At 35.8% G+C, this 18,849-nt stretch carries 15 protein-coding genes and 1 pseudogene; 9 read left to right on the plus strand and 7 right to left on the minus strand.

Going from position 1 to position 18,849, the window contains the following annotated elements:
- Positions 1-19: 19 nt before the first annotated feature.
- From J0M15_11610 to J0M15_11625, 4 genes are all read right to left on the minus strand, one after another.
- Positions 20-1,762, minus strand: coding sequence for a hypothetical protein (locus tag J0M15_11610; GenBank protein ID MBN8537691.1), 1,743 nt, complete (start codon positions 1,760-1,762; stop codon positions 20-22).
- A gap of 24 nt (positions 1,763-1,786) precedes the next feature.
- Complete coding sequence (locus tag J0M15_11615; protein MBN8537692.1) at positions 1,787-2,923, minus strand: phosphatidylserine/phosphatidylglycerophosphate/cardiolipin synthase family protein; 1,137 nt, start codon at positions 2,921-2,923, stop codon at positions 1,787-1,789.
- The gene (locus tag J0M15_11620) at positions 2,910-4,205 is read right to left on the minus strand and encodes a hypothetical protein (GenBank protein MBN8537693.1); all 1,296 of its coding nucleotides are present in this window, start codon (positions 4,203-4,205) and stop codon (positions 2,910-2,912) included. Before J0M15_11620 ends, J0M15_11615 begins: the two co-directional genes overlap by 14 nt.
- Positions 4,206-4,284: 79 nt before the next feature.
- Positions 4,285-5,367, minus strand: a complete 1,083-nt coding sequence (locus J0M15_11625) for a branched-chain amino acid aminotransferase (GenBank protein MBN8537694.1) — start codon at positions 5,365-5,367, stop codon at positions 4,285-4,287.
- 82 nt (positions 5,368-5,449) lie between these two features.
- On the opposite strand from J0M15_11625, the gene J0M15_11630 reads away from it, so the two are divergent.
- From J0M15_11630 to J0M15_11665, 8 genes and pseudogenes are all read left to right on the plus strand, one after another.
- Complete coding sequence (locus J0M15_11630; protein ID MBN8537695.1) at positions 5,450-6,106, plus strand: hypothetical protein; 657 nt, start codon at positions 5,450-5,452, stop codon at positions 6,104-6,106.
- Positions 6,107-6,108: 2 nt separating this feature from the next.
- Positions 6,109-6,870 (plus strand): annotated as a pseudogene (locus J0M15_11635) (SDR family NAD(P)-dependent oxidoreductase).
- A gap of 52 nt (positions 6,871-6,922) precedes the next feature.
- Complete coding sequence (fumC, locus tag J0M15_11640; GenBank protein MBN8537696.1) at positions 6,923-8,338, plus strand: class II fumarate hydratase; 1,416 nt, start codon at positions 6,923-6,925, stop codon at positions 8,336-8,338.
- A 15-nt stretch (positions 8,339-8,353) separates the two neighbouring features.
- Entirely contained in the window at positions 8,354-9,235 is an 882-nt protein-coding gene (locus J0M15_11645) for a hypothetical protein (GenBank protein MBN8537697.1), read from the plus strand.
- A 1-nt stretch (position 9,236) separates the two neighbouring features.
- Positions 9,237-9,707, plus strand: a complete 471-nt coding sequence (locus J0M15_11650; GenBank protein ID MBN8537698.1) for a hypothetical protein — start codon at positions 9,237-9,239, stop codon at positions 9,705-9,707.
- Between the two features lie 5 nt (positions 9,708-9,712).
- Positions 9,713-11,779, plus strand: a complete 2,067-nt coding sequence (locus J0M15_11655) for a UvrD-helicase domain-containing protein (GenBank protein ID MBN8537699.1) — start codon at positions 9,713-9,715, stop codon at positions 11,777-11,779.
- A gap of 272 nt (positions 11,780-12,051) precedes the next feature.
- Positions 12,052-12,954, plus strand: coding sequence for a ParA family protein (locus tag J0M15_11660; GenBank protein ID MBN8537700.1), 903 nt, complete (start codon positions 12,052-12,054; stop codon positions 12,952-12,954).
- A gap of 34 nt (positions 12,955-12,988) precedes the next feature.
- On the plus strand, positions 12,989-13,555 hold the full coding sequence (locus tag J0M15_11665) for a hypothetical protein (protein ID MBN8537701.1): 567 nt from the start codon (positions 12,989-12,991) through the stop codon (positions 13,553-13,555).
- Between the two features lie 28 nt (positions 13,556-13,583).
- Here J0M15_11665 and J0M15_11670 read toward each other — a convergent pair whose 3' ends face one another.
- Positions 13,584-14,843, minus strand: coding sequence for a glutamate-5-semialdehyde dehydrogenase (locus J0M15_11670; protein MBN8537702.1), 1,260 nt, complete (start codon positions 14,841-14,843; stop codon positions 13,584-13,586).
- A 19-nt stretch (positions 14,844-14,862) separates the two neighbouring features.
- Positions 14,863-15,654, minus strand: a complete 792-nt coding sequence (gene proB / locus J0M15_11675; protein ID MBN8537703.1) for a glutamate 5-kinase — start codon at positions 15,652-15,654, stop codon at positions 14,863-14,865.
- 90 nt (positions 15,655-15,744) lie between these two features.
- Between proB and J0M15_11680 the strand changes: the two genes are divergently transcribed.
- A complete protein-coding gene (locus tag J0M15_11680; protein MBN8537704.1) occupies positions 15,745-16,632 on the plus strand; it encodes a hypothetical protein in 888 nt (295 codons plus the stop codon).
- Positions 16,633-16,657: 25 nt separating this feature from the next.
- Here the strand turns inward: J0M15_11680 and J0M15_11685 are convergent, their stop codons facing one another.
- A complete protein-coding gene (locus J0M15_11685; protein MBN8537705.1) occupies positions 16,658-18,628 on the minus strand; it encodes a hypothetical protein in 1,971 nt (656 codons plus the stop codon).
- Between the last annotated feature and the right edge of the window lie 221 nt (positions 18,629-18,849).

The following is an 18,849-nucleotide window of genomic DNA, read 5'->3' on the forward strand; positions in this document are numbered from 1 at the left end:
AGACTTTTAAAACATGTTCTTAGAATTGTCTATTCCATCCCAGGTTTATCATCAGTTGATTCTTTGCCAGAGCAGATTCTGAATCTGATTCTGATTCTGAATCAATTTGATATTTCAAAAAGCCCAAAGAGTAGTTTAAATATTGATTTGAGGTTAACGAATAGAAATTGGTAAATTCAAACAACATAATGGACTTTAGATCTATAGAATTTACTTTTTGTCCAATAAAGTATTCCAATTTCCACTGGTACCAGTCTGCAATCATCGAGTACCAATAAGAAGTGGGTTTTCTTTTATCGCCCAGTAAAACACCCGGTAATGAAAAAGAAGAATCATTGAGTTGCAATATTTTATAAGAAAATCCTAAAAAAAACGAAGGATCAATGAAATTTATTCCCTTTGAGGGTCTGAAGATATAAGAAAAATCTATATTTGAATATTTTGTGATGTTTGGTGGCTTGGAAATTGCCGTTAAATATTTTAAGGATAATCCAGAAGAGAGATCATTTAGCCAAGAGGAAAATTCCATACTCAGATTTATTAAATTAATGGGAGTGAGGAGTTCTGATTTTATTAAAAAATCATTGCGATAACCTCGAAAAATATCATATCCAATAGTGGCTTCAGATTCGCCACTGAGGACAGTTAAATTGCGATGATTCCAAGAGCTTGGATTTAACTTTTTAAGAGTCCATAAAAAATTTTGTTTGTTTTTTAGAGATACTTCAGATGTATCTTCTTTCGATTTTATAGTAGCTCCCTTGGGCAACCGTCCTTCGATGGTGGCTTCAGATGAATATGTTTTAGTTTTTGGCGATCCTACAGCATAACTTCTTAATTTTTCATGAGGTAATGGACCTTTGATATTGAACTCTTGCCTCATCGGAATGCCGCCCTCTCCTTGAACATAAAATACAGGAAATTCAATTGGCAGGGTTATTTCCCAGGAATCAGGACCCAGTCTCTTGACACCAGTCTCATTCACGGGAAAGCTTCCAGAGGCCTTTAGTTTTATAAAATTCCTATTAGAAGTTATTATAACATCATTGAAATGAATGTGCTGAAGTCTGGTGACTATTTCTAAGAGAGCTCCAGATTCGCTTTGCGCTTTAAAATTTAAATTTTCGTTTTCTGCATTCAAAAAAACAATACCTTGGTCGCCGGCCTCTTTTCCGTTAATAATAACTTTGGCTTCATTTTGAGGATTGGTTTTTCTTTCCTTGATTCTGAGTTTATCATTTTCAGTTGAGACATAAAGTTCAGAGGAACAAAGCTCAATCTTTGTAATTCTTTCTTTTTTGACAACGCAAAATTTAAAAAAAGGTAAATATTTAATTTCTTCAATAAGTTCTTCATCAAGATACTCAGTTGTAAATAATGAAATTTCATTGCGTATTAATGAATTGGAATTTTTTTCACCCGAAACAATTTTAATTTTTTCCTTTGAAATATCTCTGCTAAAGATAGATTTCCCATTATTGTTGAAAATTAGTAATTCCCCTTCTTTAAGAAGGCCTGCAGGCCAACTAAATAGAAATCTCCCTTCGTTAAAATTATTTGGATTGAGTTCTAGATTTAGATTTAAAGTTTTCGAGTCAATTATGATGTCGCCCAGTTTGATAGATGAAGAGTCCAAAAGAGTGTATTCAAATTTTTGTGGTAAAATTTGAATACTATTAAACTCTGCCGGGAAATTTAAAGGAATTTGGGCAAGCAAAATTGAAGAAAATGAGGTGCTGACCAAAAATAATAATATTTTCAAAAATCTTAGGAACATGGGTATATGCTACAGAATATATCTGATTCGATAAAGTAATTTAGAAATTAATTTAACATACCAAGGTCTATTTTTAATACTTTCTAGACTTAGGAGTGTGGAATTCATCATATCTAATTTTGTTAATTCAAGGAATTCGTTAATTTTGTATTGGTCCTTTATTTCATATAGTATCTCCAAATCGTGTAAAAGGCTTCGATGATTCATATTATATGAACCTACAATTAAGCTGCCATTATCAAATAAAAAATATTTTGAATGGAAATGAGTTCGATTGTATTCATAGATAGGTATTCCAACTTTTAGAAGCTTTTCATAGAGACCAACGGCAGCTAATTTAACCATAAGGACGTCGGTTGGACCAGAAGTGACGATGCAAACTTGAATGCCCCGTTTTTTTGCCTTTTTTAAGGCCCTTATGAATGATCGTTTGGGAATAAAATAAGCACTGCCAATAATAATTGAAGACTTTGAACTTCTAATTTTTTGCAACAAGAATCGATATATTTTATATCTTTGAAGAAATGAAAAATTTAATTTAAAATTATTTACTTGTAAGTTGTGATTTTTAACTCTGACGTAGCCATTAAATGGCCTGAAATGATACTTATTTTGGGAAATCTGCCATATTTGTTTAAACGAATTAATAAGATCTGAAAAATTGTCATTTTCAATTCTACACCCGATATCCTGCCAAGGGATTAAATTTTTTTCTGATATCACATGATTAAGAGACCAATTTTGTGAACCGATAAAAACAGTTTTATCATCAATAATACACAGTTTGCGGTGGTTTCTTCTATTGCCAATTTTTAAAAATTTAAAAAATGAAAATATATAATTGATATTTCTCCATTTTTTAAAAGGAAAAAATAAAGGATTAAAAATGCGAAAATTGATGCCCATCTCTTCTAAATAGGTATTTGATTTATTTAAAAAGGAAATAGATCCAAAACCATCAAAGATAACTTTTACCTCCAAACCTTTTTTTTGTGCCATAGCAAGAAGTTCAATTAATTCTTTGGTTAGTGGGAAAAGTTCAAAAATGTAGGCCTCAAGATAGATGCTTTTTTCAGCAGTTTTAATTTGCTTTAAAATATCTTGATAAAATTCCAGGCTTACATAATAAAATTTAATTAAGGGCATTTTGTGTGTGAGTTACCAGATCGTGTCCTATCCAAGAAACAGACGATTTTGGTTTCCAACTGTCATGAAGCATGACATAGCCACAACTTTGGAAAACAACTTCGCTTAAAACAGAGGTAATTAGATTCTTGGAATCATGATGCAGAGCTATCAAATTATCAGAGCAATCTAACATGATTTCCATTTGAGTTTTACTCGAATGCTGAGGCCATTTTTCAAAAATACAATTTAATTTTGAATTGGCTACAGAAAAATATTGGTTCAAGTGTTTTTTTAAATCAGGAGCTGTCACATCCGGTTTTAAAAGGGACATACATTTATTAATTATATTAAGATTATTTTTGGTAGGATTTTTTTGTAGTGAATAGAGTAAGGGGTAGAGAGAAACTTCAACTCCTTGAAAAATGGAACTAGAGTTAGTTAAAATTTCAGGGCAGTTATAAACACAAGTAGAAATGCCTTTCTGTTGATACAAAAATGAAATTTCTTCCAATTTCATTTTTGCCCATCCTTGTAGGTAAGGAGTGTAAGATTGCCAGACAAGGGTATCATCAATAATAATTTCTGTTCCATGGTAACCGTAGGCCAGATAAGAAACATGCCCACCATTTTTAATAATTTTTTCTCGAAATGACTCACTCAGCTCTAAAAGATATTTATAAGTTTCAGCAGTAACCTCGTTAAAGCTTAACTGACACAATTTTCCTAAATCAGAATTCCAAAAAGTTTCAGAATTTATATGTCGATCTCCGGTTCCCTTAAAAACGCGATTCATTAAAGGCATGATAATCTTGGCTCTTGGAACGCCACCTGCCATGAGATGGGCAAAAAGAACATTTTTACCTGGTTCAATATGTTTTTCTAATTCAAGAAAGTAAGATTTGAGATTCTGTTTGAAACGTTCAATTCCTTTTTTTCGACTTTCTTCGATCAAGGGCCAATTCAGCTTTGCATTTTCCCAATCACTCAATTTGATGTCTTTTAAATAATCTACGGGAGTTAGCCCCTGACTATTTGGCTCTAAATCAAAACCCGCTTCTAAGGGAATATTGATGATTTTCTCTTTAACAAGATTTAATTCAGTTTCGTTTAAAGGGCGAAGAGTTTCTTTTTCTCGGCGGCCCACGGTGCCTTTGATAAGGGTCATTTCAATTTTAGCGGCTTCCTCAACAAGTCCATTTGCATAGCCTCTTTGGAAGAGCTCTCCAAAAAGAACAAGATAATCACCTTTTTGCCAAGGGCTTTTGGTGGGCACATTTCTTATAGGGTTTAGCTTAGGGATATAAGAACTCATCAACTCTCCTGATTTATGTAAAATAAATAAAATTAAAATTCAATCGAATAAAAAAACATATAAATATTTAGATGAATGTTAACCAGTTGTATCTATCTGGAATGACTCCATACTGGATATCTGTAAATTCCTTATAAAGTTTTGTAGATAAGGAACTATCATTAGCTTCTAACATCATTGGAAAATCTTTGTACATGAGTTCACCTACGGGGGTAATTACAGCTGCCGTTCCCGTTCCAAACATTTCCTTAAATTCACCTTTTTTGTAGGCGGAAACTAACTCGGTCATGGTAATAGGTCGTTCCACAATGGGCATCTTCCAATCCTTAAGAATTTTTAGTGTGCACTCGCGAATGCCGCCAGGAAGAATGGACCCATTTAGAGCGGGAGTTACAATTTCATTTTTGAGAACAAAAAAAACATTCATGGTTCCCACTTCTTCAATTTGATCTTTAGTGATAGCATCTAGCCAGAGCACTTGGTCGAATCCATTTTTCTTTTGTTTGGCAGCGGCATGAAGGGAGCTTGCATAGTTGGCGGCAGCCTTGATGGCACCGAGCCCCCCCGGAGCCGCTCGAATCTCTTCAGTTTCAACCCAGATACGAACACTCTTAGCGCCGCTTGTATAATAGGAACCAACGGGTGAGAGAAGAATAAAAAACAAATACTCATCACTTGGACGAACCCCTAAAAACCCTTCGGTTCCAACAAGGGTGGGTCGAATATAAAGGGCTTTTCCATTTCCTTCGGGGATCCAGTCTCGTTCAAAGGAAACAAGTTTCTTAATAGATTCAACAAACAATTCAGAGGGGACCTCGCTCATATCTAAGCGTTGACAGCCGGTATTCATTCTTTTGGAATTAAACTCAGGTCTAAAAATAGCCACTTTCCCATCATGTTGTTTGAAAGCCTTGAGTCCTTCAAAGAGAGCTTGTCCATAGTGATAAACGCAGGCAGCAGGATCCATGCTGAGGTGTGAATAAGGCTTGATTTGAAAATGGTGCCATCCTTGGTTGCGTTTAAAAGTGGCTGTAAAAATATGATCAGTGAAATACTTGCCAAAGCCCAGATTGGTATCAGGCGTTGGTTTAGGATGGGGATTTTTGTTTTTTTCAACGTTTAGATTTGCTAAATTAAATTCTTGATGCATATCGACCTTTGGTTGTAATTATTTTACATATTTGATTTGTTAATGCAAATAAAACCATCGTATAAAGTTAAACAAAATAATGATGACTCAAGACAAAAACCAGGCCTTAAATTATATTCAATACTTTAATCAAATCTATGGTGTGACTTTGATTCAGGAGACAGCTCAGAAGAAATCCAAGGAGGTAGTTCAGGAAGTAGATTCCTTTTCTAAGTCTTCATATAAAGCTGAGACTTCTTTGTCTAAAAAAATTAATTGGCAAAATGGACATGAGTTATTGCAGAAGGAACAGTCATTTGAGAAAAAAGTCTCAAAAGCAAGATACATTTTTATTAATCAAAATTTTTCGAAAGATCCTTTAATTTCTCTGTTTAAAAATGAATATTGGGAGCTTTTTAAAAAAATGGTGGCCTCCCTAGAATTGGATATTAAGGAAATAGAAGTTTGGGAGACCAATGAATCAGAGATGGGTGAGATCTATCATTTTCTATTAAACTTTGAAAAGGCGGATTTTATTTTTTTGCTTTTAGTTGAACCCATTCAAAGTCAAAATATTTATTTATTCAATAAAGCGAAGGTGCTAGAGACCCACACTCCATTGCGTATTCACGGGAATACTGATTTGAAAAGAGTTGTTTGGAACCATTTTAAAGAATTTAAGTCAAACATTAATTCTCTAAGTAAATCAGAAAATAATTCAGTAAATAGGGCATTAACATTAAATAAGTCTGCAGAATAGAGGTGTGAATGAAATGGGCCATAGTCACAGGGGCGAGTGCGGGAATTGGACTTCAAACGGCCTTGGATTTGGCTGAAAAAGGGTATTCTCTCATATTGATAGCTCGTCGAAAAGAAAAATTAGTTAATCTCAAAATCCAGATTGAAAGTGCTTTTAAAGTAAAGTGCTTGATTTTTTCATTAGACTTGCAAAACTTTGAAAAAGTTAAATCTTGGGCCCAAAAAAATAAAAAGCACCTTGAAAAAGTCAGTGTATTAATTAATTCTGCTGGGTTAGCCAAAGGATTTGATAAGTATCAAGACAGTCAATGGAGCGATATTGAGGTGATGATTGATACAAATATCAAAGGATTAATGGCATTAACTTTATGGGTGATTCCTTATTTGCAGAAAAATAAAAATGGCCATATTGTTAATTTGGGATCAGTTGCGGGTCGTTGGGTTTATCCGGGTGGAACCAGTTACTGCGCTACTAAATTTGCTATACGTGCTTTTTCTGAAGGTTTGCGCCAGGATCTTCTAGGGTCTGGAATAAGGGTGACTAACATTGAACCAGGTATGGTTCATACGGAGTTCTCGGAAGTCCGTTTAGGATCTAAAAAATTATCAGATAAAGTTTATGAAAATATGACACCTTTATCCGCCAAGGATATTTCAGAGGCGATAACCTGGGCCATAGAAAGACCAGCCCATGTCAATATTCAAGAAATGGTCATTTACCCAACGGATCAAGCACATATAGGCCTGGTTTACAGAAAGAAATAAAGAATAAACTCAAGTCAAAGATGGAGGAAATATGAATCATACAATGGAACCAATGACTTTAAGTCAAATTTTAGCGGATAAAAATTTTCGAATAGAAAAAGATACCATGGGAGATGTCAGGGTGCCAGGCCTTGCTCTTTGGGGTGCGCAAACTCAAAGATCTACGGAAAACTTTAAAATTGGTGGAGATCGCTTTCCGCGTGAATTAATAAAGGCCTTGGGCGTTTTAAAAAAATGTGCGGCCATGACGAATAACCACCTAGGGTTGTTGGATGATAAAAAAACAAATTTTATTACAATGGCTGCGGATGAGGTGATTCAGGGGAAATTAGACGCTCACTTTCCTTTAGTGGTCTGGCAGACTGGCTCGGGAACGCAAACGAATATGAATGCCAATGAAGTCATTGCCAACCGAGCCATGCAAATGCAATCCCTAACTCTGCCATCAAAAGAAATTCATCCAAACGATCATGTTAATAAAGGGCAATCCTCTAATGATACCTTTCCAACTGCGATGCATTTGGCAGTTGCTGATCAGGTCTATCATCGATTAATTCCAGCATTGGAAAAGTTTTTTTCTTCGATGATTAAGAAACAAAATGAATTTGCAGGCATTGTAAAAATTGGAAGAACTCATCTGATGGATGCGACGCCCTTAACTTTGGAACAAGAATTTTCAGGGTTTTCAACTCAAGTAAAGCATTCTTTGCAAAGGGTTAAAAATACATTGCCCTACCTTCATGAGTTGGCCATTGGTGGAACAGCCGTGGGGACGGGGTTAAACACCCATCCAGATTTTGCTGTCAAGGTGGCCGAATCAATTGCTAAGGAAACGGGGATTTCTTTTGTTACGGCAGAGAATAAGTTTGAAGCTCTAGCCACTCACGATGCCTTGGTCGAAGTCAGCGGGGCCCTCAAGAATTTAGCAGTTTCCCTGATGAAGATAGCTAATGATATCCGACTCCTTGGCAGTGGCCCCAGATGCGGAATTGGGGAGCTTCACTTGCCTGAAAATGAGCCTGGAAGCTCTATTATGCCAGGAAAAGTAAATCCCACTCAAAGCGAAGCCATGACGATGGTTTGCGCTCAAGTCGTTGGTAATGATGTCGCGGTTACTATTGGTGGAATGAATGGACATTTTCAATTGAATGTATTTAAACCAGTTATTGTTTTTAACATTCTAAATAGTCTGAGATTGCTTTCTGATGCGATGGACAGTTTTAGGGTGAACTGCTTAGAGGGAATTCAGGCGAACACTCAGCAAATTAAAAATCATTTAGACAATTCTTTGATGTTGGTAACAGCGTTAAATCCTTATATTGGCTATGATAATGCGGCTAAAATCGCAAAAACCGCTCATAAGAATGGAACTACTTTAAAACAAGAAGCTATTAAATTGGGTTTGTTAACTGCAGAACAATTTGATAAATATGTAAGACCAGAAGAGATGATTTCTCCTCTGAAGTAAACACAATGGAGCTCGATGCTAAATTCAAATATAAATTTTTTAAGTGAGAATATTCCATGGTGGAATTCTGAAAATATAAGACCCTATGTTTTTGTTAGGAATGAAAATCATATTTCACAGCCAGGCAAAAAACATCGGTTGAATTGGTTTGATAAAGAACCCATTTATAAAGACCCGCTTGATTTAGCGGAGCTGCCATTTGCAGAATATATTTACCATATTGAAAATACGGCATTTGGTCCTTCGGCGATGCCCATGCCCAGATGGGTGTTTTATGATTGTGCAGTGATGCCTGGCTTTGTCTGCGGCTTTGCATACAAGAAAGACAAACTTCCAGAGGCTTTAAAGGCGGTTCTTCCCAATTTGGCACCCATAGACTGGGTGCCCTTGTCCTTATTTATTATCATTCCCACAATGCATAAAGGAGAATGGGTTGCTCATAATTTATGCTCTTTAAATAGCTTTTTAGAAAAGAAAGATCAATTTTATGGTCTTGGATTTTTATCCAAAGCCTTTGGCTTATGGTATGCCAACGTAGAGATGTGTTCAGGCATGACCCAATGGGGAAGTCCAGCACTAAAATTGCATTCCCATTATGGTCATCTTGAAATTATTGGAGCCTATGCCCCCGTTCATTCCCATGCTAAGACGATTACCTACCGAGCTTTGGTCGATACAAATAATTGGGAATTGTTTTTTTCCAAAGAACCTGATTTAGTCTTCCTAGAACGGTACGAAAAAACGGAGCTCATTATCGATCCACAAAATGAAAAATCGATGATTGACTTACAAACAAAAATTCAGAATAAAGAAGGGCCATTTTATTTAAGTGCTTCCGAGGTTTATCAGAATAATCTCAAAACAGCTTTAAATATATATAGACCTAAGGGGAATTAAAATGAGTGATACCTTGACCAGCCAAAATGTCCTACCTCCAGTTGCGAAATCTTTTTATACTTTTTGCAAAAAATGTGATGCGGATCGATACCACAAGGTATTGGCTCATACTTCTGATACAAAGGCCAAAATTGAGTGCGAGGTTTGTCACTCTAAAAAAGTTTACACCTTGCCTAAGACGACAGCGAAGAAGGCTACGAATCCCTCAGGTAAGCCTAGCAGCGCCAAATCTCCCAGAAGAGCTATATCTGAGGGGCAAAGAAAATCTTCCCACCAAAATGAGTATCAAGCTCTTCTTGAATCGGTAGCTCAGGCTGATATGTTGGATTACAATATGAAAACAAAATTTTTGATTTCCACTAAGTTAAAACACCCTAAATTTGGTTTAGGTTATATAAAAAGTGTTCAGCCTGACAAAATTGAAGTTATTTTTCCAGATGAAGTGAAAGTCTTGATCCACAATAGATCCTAAATGAAATGTCATGGTACCAAGGATTAAACCCTGAACAGCAAAAAGCAGTGGCTCATAATTATGGGCCACTTTTGATTTTAGCTGGTGCGGGTTCTGGGAAGACCACGGTGCTGGTGGCAAGAACGGGTCGATTGATTACTGAAAAAATTTCGCCAGCAAATGAGATATTGGTATTAACGTTCACAAACAAAGCCGCCAAAGAACTTAAGCACCGAGTTTCGCAAAAGGTAGGTGCCCCTGCCAAAAAAATATGGGCTGGAACCTTTCACTCGTTTGGTCTTCACCTGATTAAAAAATATCATAAGGAGTTGGGGCTTGATTCACATTTTGGAATTATTGATACCTCTGATTCCTTTGCCATTATCAAAGAGCTTCTTAAGGAAAACAAGGTAGTAGGTCGTGATAAGTTTGATTTGGAAAATCTTTACAATTTGATTCAAAATATCCGAACTAAAAAAAACAAACAAACAGAAGCTTTTGATGAATATCATGTCATGGCAGAATTGTTAGCGCCTAAATATGAAAAAAGGCTGAATATTTTAAGTGTTGTTGATTTTGAAAGTTTGTTGTTAAAACCACTAGAGTTATTTGAAAAAAATCCTGAAATTAAACAAATTGTACAAAAACAGTTTTCACAAATTATGGTTGACGAGTTTCAAGATACAAATGACGTTCAAATGCGACTGATAAACCACTTGATTAACGACCAAAAAAATATCAGCGTTGTTGGTGATGATGATCAATCTATTTATGGTTGGCGTGGAGCGGAAGTGAAAAATATTTTACATTTCCCAAAGGAACATAAAACTTGTGAAGTCATCAAATTAGAAAGAAATTACCGATCCATTTCATCTATATTAGATTTTGCTAATGAAGTGATTTCAAAAAATAAATCCCGACATGGAAAAGTTCTCAAAGCTGAAAGTAAAAGAAAAAAAGATCATATTCCTGAATTTTTTGTTCTCGAAAATGAAGAAGATGAAAGTGAGTTTATTGGTAATGAAGTTATTAACTTTATTAAGCAAGGTTATGCCCCTTGCGATATTGCCATTCTCTATAGGTCAAATTCTCAAGGGGCTTGGATTGAAAGCAGCCTCAGAAGAAATAATGTTGATTACGCTATCAGCGGTGGGTCTTCTATCTTCGAAAGAAAAGAAATAAAAGATATAATTGCTTTTTTGCGACATTCTTTTTCTGGAAATGACGTCACCATGAAAAGAATTATAAATATTCCATCACGGGGAATTGGCGAAACAACGATCGAGAAAATGATTGAACATGCAAAGAAAAAAAATATTTCTTTTATTCAGGCGGCCAAAGAGTGGAGCCAACTTAACGTCACTCAAAAGTCAGGTGAAAGTTTAGATTTTTTATTTAATTTTTTGGAAAATTTGCCAAACAGAATTTTGGGATTTTCAGACAAAAAAGAGATGAAGTCTCAGTTAGAATTTGAAAGCTTAACTCGGGAAGCTTTAGTTATCGAAGGGAACACTCCTGGCGAAAGATTTTTGAGCCTCCTTAAAAGTATTGGCTATAAGGAATACTTGTTTAGTCTGTCAGAGGATTTAAAGGTAGGTGATAAACGTTGGGTCTTAGTAGAAATATTTTGTCGAATTATGGATTCTTACCTAAATAAGAGAGAAGTCTCTGCGGAATCATTGAAGAAATTTATTGAGAGTTTGCTGTTAAGGGAAGATGTGATGGAAGACGAAGCGGAAAAGAAAAAAGTTCAATTAATGACTTTGCATGCGTCTAAAGGACTTGAGTTTCCCGTCGTCATTCTTTGCGGAATTGAGGAAGATTTGTTACCTCATAAAAATTTAGGCCATGATATTGATGAAGAAAGAAGATTATTCTATGTGGGAGTCACCCGGGCCCAAGAACATCTCATTCTAACTAAGTGTCAAAATCGTAAAAAAAATGGAGTGATAAAGAAGGTAAGTACTTCGAGATTTTTATTGGAAGTGAACCCTCAATTGTTTAAAGAGTTTCCCATGGGGGTTCGACCTGTTTTTGGTGAGGAACGAAGTAAGTTGGTAAATGATTTTTTAAAATCCCTAGAGCGTGTTTGAAAAGTCTTAAATCTTTGTTCTCGTCGGTCGGACTCCCTGCGACTTGGCAGTGCCAAGCCTCAGTCGTCTCCCTCCTGCGGCCTCGATTTAAGACTTTTCAAACACGCTCTTAGAGTTTAAGAAATGGCAGTTCCTCAGGAAGATGCTGTCGCACTCAGTTATTCAACAGCAATTGTTTACCCTTTTTTGAAATTGAACTATAAACATAGCCAATGGAAGGTTTTATGAAAAAATCAGTTGTTGAAAAAAAGAACCTGAGTTCAAGATCATCCATGAATCTTTCTTTAATCGATCTGAGCGTTTTTCTTAAACAACCTTTGTCTTCCCTTAAAAAGGAAATAACTAATTATTTTCATCTTCAGCAAGTGCCAGCCTATTTACCTCCAGAGCTGGTCCGGGAGTTTCTAATTCACAATGGTTACAGCTACCCTCATAAAATAATATCCATTCAAATGTTGAAGGGGGGAGTCGCAAAAACGACGAGTATTTTTAATATAGGAATAAGGGCGGCCATGTATGGAGCTAAGGTTTTATTTGTTGATTTGGATCAACAAGCGAATTTGACTTTTGCTCTTGGGCACGAGGATGAAAATGTCTCTGTTTGGTTAGATATTTTTGAAAAGAAAAAAACCATTGAAGAGTGTATTTTAACAGTCAACGAAAATATAGACTTGATTCCATCGAGTTTAAATAACTCTGTTTTAGAAAGAGTCTTAATTAATTCTAATAGAAATTGGTCTCAGGCTGTTAAAGGACCACTGGATCAAGTTAAATTAAATTATGATTTGATTCTGATAGATACAGCGCCAGCATTGTCGGCTCTCAATACAGCTGTAACCGTGGCTTCAGATGAAATTATATTACCAGTGAATCCAGATAAATTTTCTATTTTAGGTTTTGAAAAAAACAGAACCGAATTAGATGAAATTAAAAAAGATTTCAAGCTAAAATGCGATTATAAGATTTTATTCACAAAATTTGATGGTAGAGAAAAAATGAGTTCGTTATTTTTAGAACAATTTATTGAAAAATATCCTGAATCCATGATGAAAAATTATGTCCGAATTTCTTCAGAAGCTAAAAGTACCCTTGGGACAACGAAATCAATTTTTTCTACGAAATCGGCCGTTAAAGAAGATTACGACTTAGTTTCTTTAGAAATTTTAGGGTTTTAATATTTGAAGAAGGGCTTAATTCAAAGGAGGCAGCATGCCAACTATAAAGGAATTTGAAATTAATAAGAAAAAGGAACTAATCAAAAAACATCAGAGGGACGCGACCACAAAAATGGAATCAAGTGGTGATACTTTTGTGGATAATCTAAAAGAGGGAGTAAAAATGCAAGCACACAAAAGAAGACCTAGTAAAGAGCCTAAGTCAGCTCCTAAACTCAAAACTGAAATTGATTCTGAAGGTATTGCTGTTGAAGACTTAAGAGCTGAGGAGCAAGTAGGAGAGCCGAATTCAGTTAGTGATTCGATCGATGATTCTTCTGAGTCAGAGGTAAAAGAAAAAGTTAAAGTAGAGTTCCCAGGAAGTTCATTGCTTCGAAGTCAGTTTTCTAAGACCTTTAACAATATGGATAAAATTGCCACTGATTGGGTACATGATGGTGATTTTGAAGGACTTGAAGTTGGCCATCCGCTTTTGCAAATAGCCGCATCAAAGTCGTTAAAAAAAGCTAAAGAATTAGAAAAAAAAGCCCAAAATACTCAAGCCTACGCGATGGCAAAAATTGGCTTTGAATATGCAAAATCTAAGCTTTTAAAGAAATAAGCTTTTAAAGAAATAAATCTATTTTACTTTATTTTCTAATCTGTCCAGTACCGTCAACAATCCAGCGTGGAGTAGTGAGGTCTTTTAAGCCTACAGGCCCACGGACGTGGAGTTTCTGAGTGCTGATCCCAAGTTCGCCCCCTAGACCAAATTCGAAACCATCTGTAAACCGAGTTGAAGCGTTCCAATACACAACGGCGGCATCGACTTCGTCTTGAAAGCGGTGAGCCTTTTTTTCATTTGAAGTGATGATTGCCTCAGAATGGAGAGAGCCATGTTTTTCAATATGTTCGATGGCGTCCTCCAGATCCGCAACGACCCGGCAATTGATAATTAAATCAAGGTGTTCAGTGTCCCAGTCTTCTGTAGTAGCTAATTGAATTGAGGCTAACTGAACATTGGATTTATTTTTTAAAATATTTAGACTTTCTTTATCGACTCGCCATAGAAGCCCAATTGATTTGGTGTGTTCATAAAGTTTTTCTATGAATAATGCTGCCAAATCTTTATGAACCAATACCGTTTCAAGAGAGTTGCAGACTCCAGGTCGTTGAGTTTTGGCGTTGGTGACGATGTCGAGAGCCATTTGTAAATTAGCTTCATCATCAACATAGGTGTGGCAAAGGCCTCTATCATTTTTGATAATGGGCATAAGGGATTGTTCCTGGACAAACTGGATCAGTTTTTCGCCGCCTCTGGGTATGACCACATCAATAAGATCAGTGCGTTTTAAAAGACATTCTACCCATTTTCTATCGTAATCTTGAATGCCATAAAAAACGGGGTAGCTTAGGTTGCAGTTTACTAAAGTTTCTTCCATAATTTTGAAAATAACTTTATTTGAATGCTGTGACTCGGATCCACCTCGTAAAATAATTCCATTACCTGCTTTGAAAGCTAAGGAAAAACATTCTAAGATCACATTGGGACGGGATTCAAAAATCATAAAAAGAATTCCCAAAGGAGCGCGAATTTTTTTTAATTGAAGTCCATTTGGAAGAGTTCTTTTTTCAACCAGTTCATGAACAGGATCAGGTTGAAGGGCTACTTGTTTTAGCCCTTCAACTAAAGATGAAATTCGAGATGGTGTCAAAGTAAGACGATCTCGAAAGGCCTGTGAACTTTCAGCTGATAATTTAGCTAAATCCTTTGAATTCTCACTTAAAATTAAACTAGATTGAGTTAATAAGTTTTTCGCAAGAGTTAAGAGAACTTCATTCTTCTTTTCAGTGGATAGTTGTCTGAGTTTAAGGGCCGAATTTTTTAAGGCTTCTAGGGCTGTTTCCATTTCTTGAGGAAGTATCACTTTATTTTTGTTTAACAAGATTTCCTCCAATTTGTGTGCCTACAGTTTTTCCATTCGCTATTTCTGTGAGGTTGTGGGGAAGATCTCCGCGGACCAAGTGAGTGATGATTTTGGACAGTCCGGCTTTTTGTGCTGCGAGAAGTTTTGAGTGCATCCCTCCCGTTCCTCGTTGAGAAAGTTGAGATGTGGTTTTTCCTTTTACAAGATTCAGATCTTTACTTGTAACTTTTGGCAAATAGGGAATGAGCTTGGCCTTTTGGTTTTTTTTTGGATCCTCATCGAATAACCCGTCGACATCGGTGAGAATCACCAAAAGTTTGGCTTTCATCATGATGGCCACTTGAGAGGCGAGAGAGTCATTATCTCCGAATTGAATTTCTTCGGTAGCAACAGCATCATTTTCATTGAGGATCGGAATCACTTTCATTTGGAGAAGTTGATTAAGGGTATTCTGTAAATTTTTTCTTGGAACAGGGTCTTTCATATCATTGGCTGTCAAAAGAACTTGAGCCCCCAACATTTGGTTGGCATTTAATGCTAAATTGTATTCTTCCATGACCAAGGGTTGTCCAATAGCGCTAAGGGCTTGCTTTTCAATAAGACTTCGTTTTGTTTTTTTAAATTTTAACTTATCAGAGGCATGGGCAATGGCTCCTGAGGTTACCCAAATCACATCGATATTTTGATCTCGCAATTTAAGAACTTGGTTCATCCAAGTACGTATGAGCAAAGGCCCGCCTTCACAAACCATTTGACTACCAGCTTTAATAACCCATCTTTCCTTTTTTTTCATAAAAACTCTCTTTGGGCCTTTAAAAAATAGATTGATATTCTATTCATAACGTCCTTAATTAAGGTTAACTAAATTTAGGAGATTAGCAATATGCTTGTTAAATATTTTTTGAGCCTTCAAGTTCTTTTTATCTTTGCAATAACAGCTCAGGGTTTTGAAGCGACCTACTCAAAGACGGCAAATAGTTGGAAATCATTTATTCTGCTTGGGGATGCCGGAGTCAAAAATAATACCACTCAGTTGCTGAAACAATCTTTAGCAGTAAACAATTTTAAAGAAATTATTAGTTTAGGAGATAATCTTTACAAACCATTTCAATCCTATGAGTATGTTTGGAACGATTGGAAACAAGAAGGCTTTCAATTTCCCTTAGTGGCTATTGGAAATCATCATTCTAGTTATGATGCGGAAGTAAGTTATTTTAAACTTCCCGGAGAATATTATGCAAAGGAGTTTAATGGCGCTCTATTTGTAGTCCTCAATTCTGATAATAAATTAAATGCAGATATTCAAGTAAGATGGCTTGATCAAGTATTATCAAATGCAAAACAAAAAATGATATTTCTCATTTACCATCACCCCTCTGTCACATTGAATTCGTATCATGCATGGGAAGATCGGCTTCGGTTTCAAACAGGAGTTCGGTCCTTAATTAAAAAGCACGCTCCTAAAATCACGGCCTTACTAAATGGTCATGAGCATTCGACAGCAATTTATCTTTTGGACAATGTTCCCATGGTCCTAAGTGGTGCTTCCTTTGAGCAATTTAAGCCTGTTCTTCCAATCTCTGCAGATCCTCTTTTCCAGGTGAGTCTGGGGTGGGGCGCCAAAGAAGGCTTTTGGTGGAGCAAATTGGATTTCAATTCAGAGACAAATGAAGTTTGGATTCACTATCTTCGTTTTGATAGACAGCCCTTTGAAACTTGCACTATTAGAATTTCACCAAAACCCATTTCCAGAGGCCGAAACTGTCAATAAAGATCTAAATTAGATCAAAAAAATCCTACCTCTTTTTTTCTGGTGAAGGACAGGATAGCTCTGCCATTTTAAGTCGTATCAGCTGTGCTCTTTTTTCAAGAGATTTTGAATTTTTAAAAGAAGTGTTTGTTATGGATAACCAAGACGTATTTGATTTTTCTTGGGGGCCAACAATTTTATTAAAACTTCCAAAACAAGTTGTTCTAATGTAGGAGTCTATACCTGGTTCCTCTTTAAGATCCTCAATGGTCTTACAGAAAAAATCTATGGCCTTGTAAAATGTCATCGCTTTATCAGATTCAAGATAAAGACTTTGGAGTCCAAAGCAAACTTTTAACCATGGCTCGGTATTGGAGTTTTTATTATATTTTTCACTAGAAATTTTTTCAATATTTCCGGACATTAAAGAGTTTTCATTTTTCGATAGAGTTTTTTCATTAACTCTGGAGTAGGTGAGGTCATTCTTCATCACTTCGAGTCTGTCATTAAATTGGGAAAAGTTGGCTTGAAAACTTTGCTCAAATTTATTGTAATATTCCCTCATAAGTTTGAGCCAAGCCCCAACAAGGGTTACTTTTCCAAGTCTTTGAATACTGAATTTACCTTCACCTAATAAGAACTGACGTACTTTGCTAATTTCAATGTAAAGGTCGGCTTTTGATATGACAGCACTTTTTGGTGTTGTATTCGCCATAAAAGACTGAACCCTATTAAAGAACTCTAAATCTGAATTTTTCTCTGACATTATTTTTGCCCAGTCCTTTAATCTTTTATCCGACTGCAGTTCCAAATATAAATTTTCAATTTTCTTATTATTATTAGATGCTAGCTGACTAGTTAAGGATGCAAGGTTCTCCTTCCAACTCTTTACATAGGCGGCGCAATTCTTGAAATCGGGAGTTTTGGAACTGATTTCAGTTAATATTTTATTTTTATAATATAAAATGGACTGGCTAGTTGACTGAATAATTAATGAGTCTAAATTAAGATTTGAGGAACTATTTCGAGGTAAGTTAGGTGTAGGTTCACTGAATATTTTTAAAGTATTTAAGTTGCTTTTTTTCATAATTTCAGCAGCTGCAGCGCATTGGTAATATAAATCAGAATTTACATCGAGAGCGGCATTGATCTTTTCAAGATATTGCTTGGCCATGCCTATTTGTTTAGCGATCTCAATAAGCTCAACTCTCTTAGTATAATAGTTATCAACCTTAGGTTTGAGCTCGGCAGGTAAATGATTTTTTAGCTCTATCAGGCTCGTTTCAATTTGTTGTTTAGAGTCTGCTATCTTTTGATTTCCTTCCGAAATTAGTACCATATAATCAATATTTTTTTGAATTTTTCTATAATCACAAACGCTTTTTAAAATAATCTTTCTTTGTTCTGGGTCTTCCAAATTGATGGCATCCTTTAAAAACATTTCTGAAACCATCTGAACTATCTGTAATACGGCTCCAGCACCAATAATAAAGGAAATGGAAACTCCCATGGTTGGAAATAAAACTTTAGCTACCATGGCAAGAGGAGCCAGATTCATCATCACATCAGATAGTTTACTGATAAAGGCCAAACCATCATTTGTTTTAAGATACTTGCCACAAATTTCGTTGCTCTGACTTGCCAAAATATTATTACTTATTGATGACACAGAACTCACAGCAGATTGAACGACTTGACTGTAATCAGTGGGATTTAGAGGCGATTGGCTATAATTTTTCCAGTAATCATTTAACTTGCTTGCCGAGTCTTGAAGTTTCTTGGCTTCCTCAACAGTATTACTGCCATTTGCGCTTTTACATTCAGTGGGTACTTTGTTCATATTTTCATTTAGCGCTTTTACACTGCCTATCAGACCTGAATATTCTGAGTTATCTTCTAAACTGCATATTTCAGCTGAATTAGCAGTGATGGTAAATAGAAAAAAAATAGTAATGGTAACCGCAATTGGCTTTTTTAAAATATTATTAAACGTGCTCATAGGACGGGGAGCTTGCATTCTTTGGACCTTGTTAAAATCAATGGATTGTTTTTTGAACTTAAATTGATGTAAAGGTCAGTGACAGATGACAAATTTAGGAATTAAAGGCCGCGCCTCTCTAACAAATCATGGGGTTAGGTTACATGCCAAAACCAGTTATTCGTGTTAATATTTTTAGAGTTAAGTAGTCCACAGCGCTGTAAGATCTTGTTTTGGAAGGACATTTCATTAGTATAGGT

The sequence above is a fragment of the Deltaproteobacteria bacterium genome (assembly GCA_017302835.1).
GTDB lineage: Bacteria > Bdellovibrionota > Bdellovibrionia > Bdellovibrionales > Bdellovibrionaceae > UBA2316.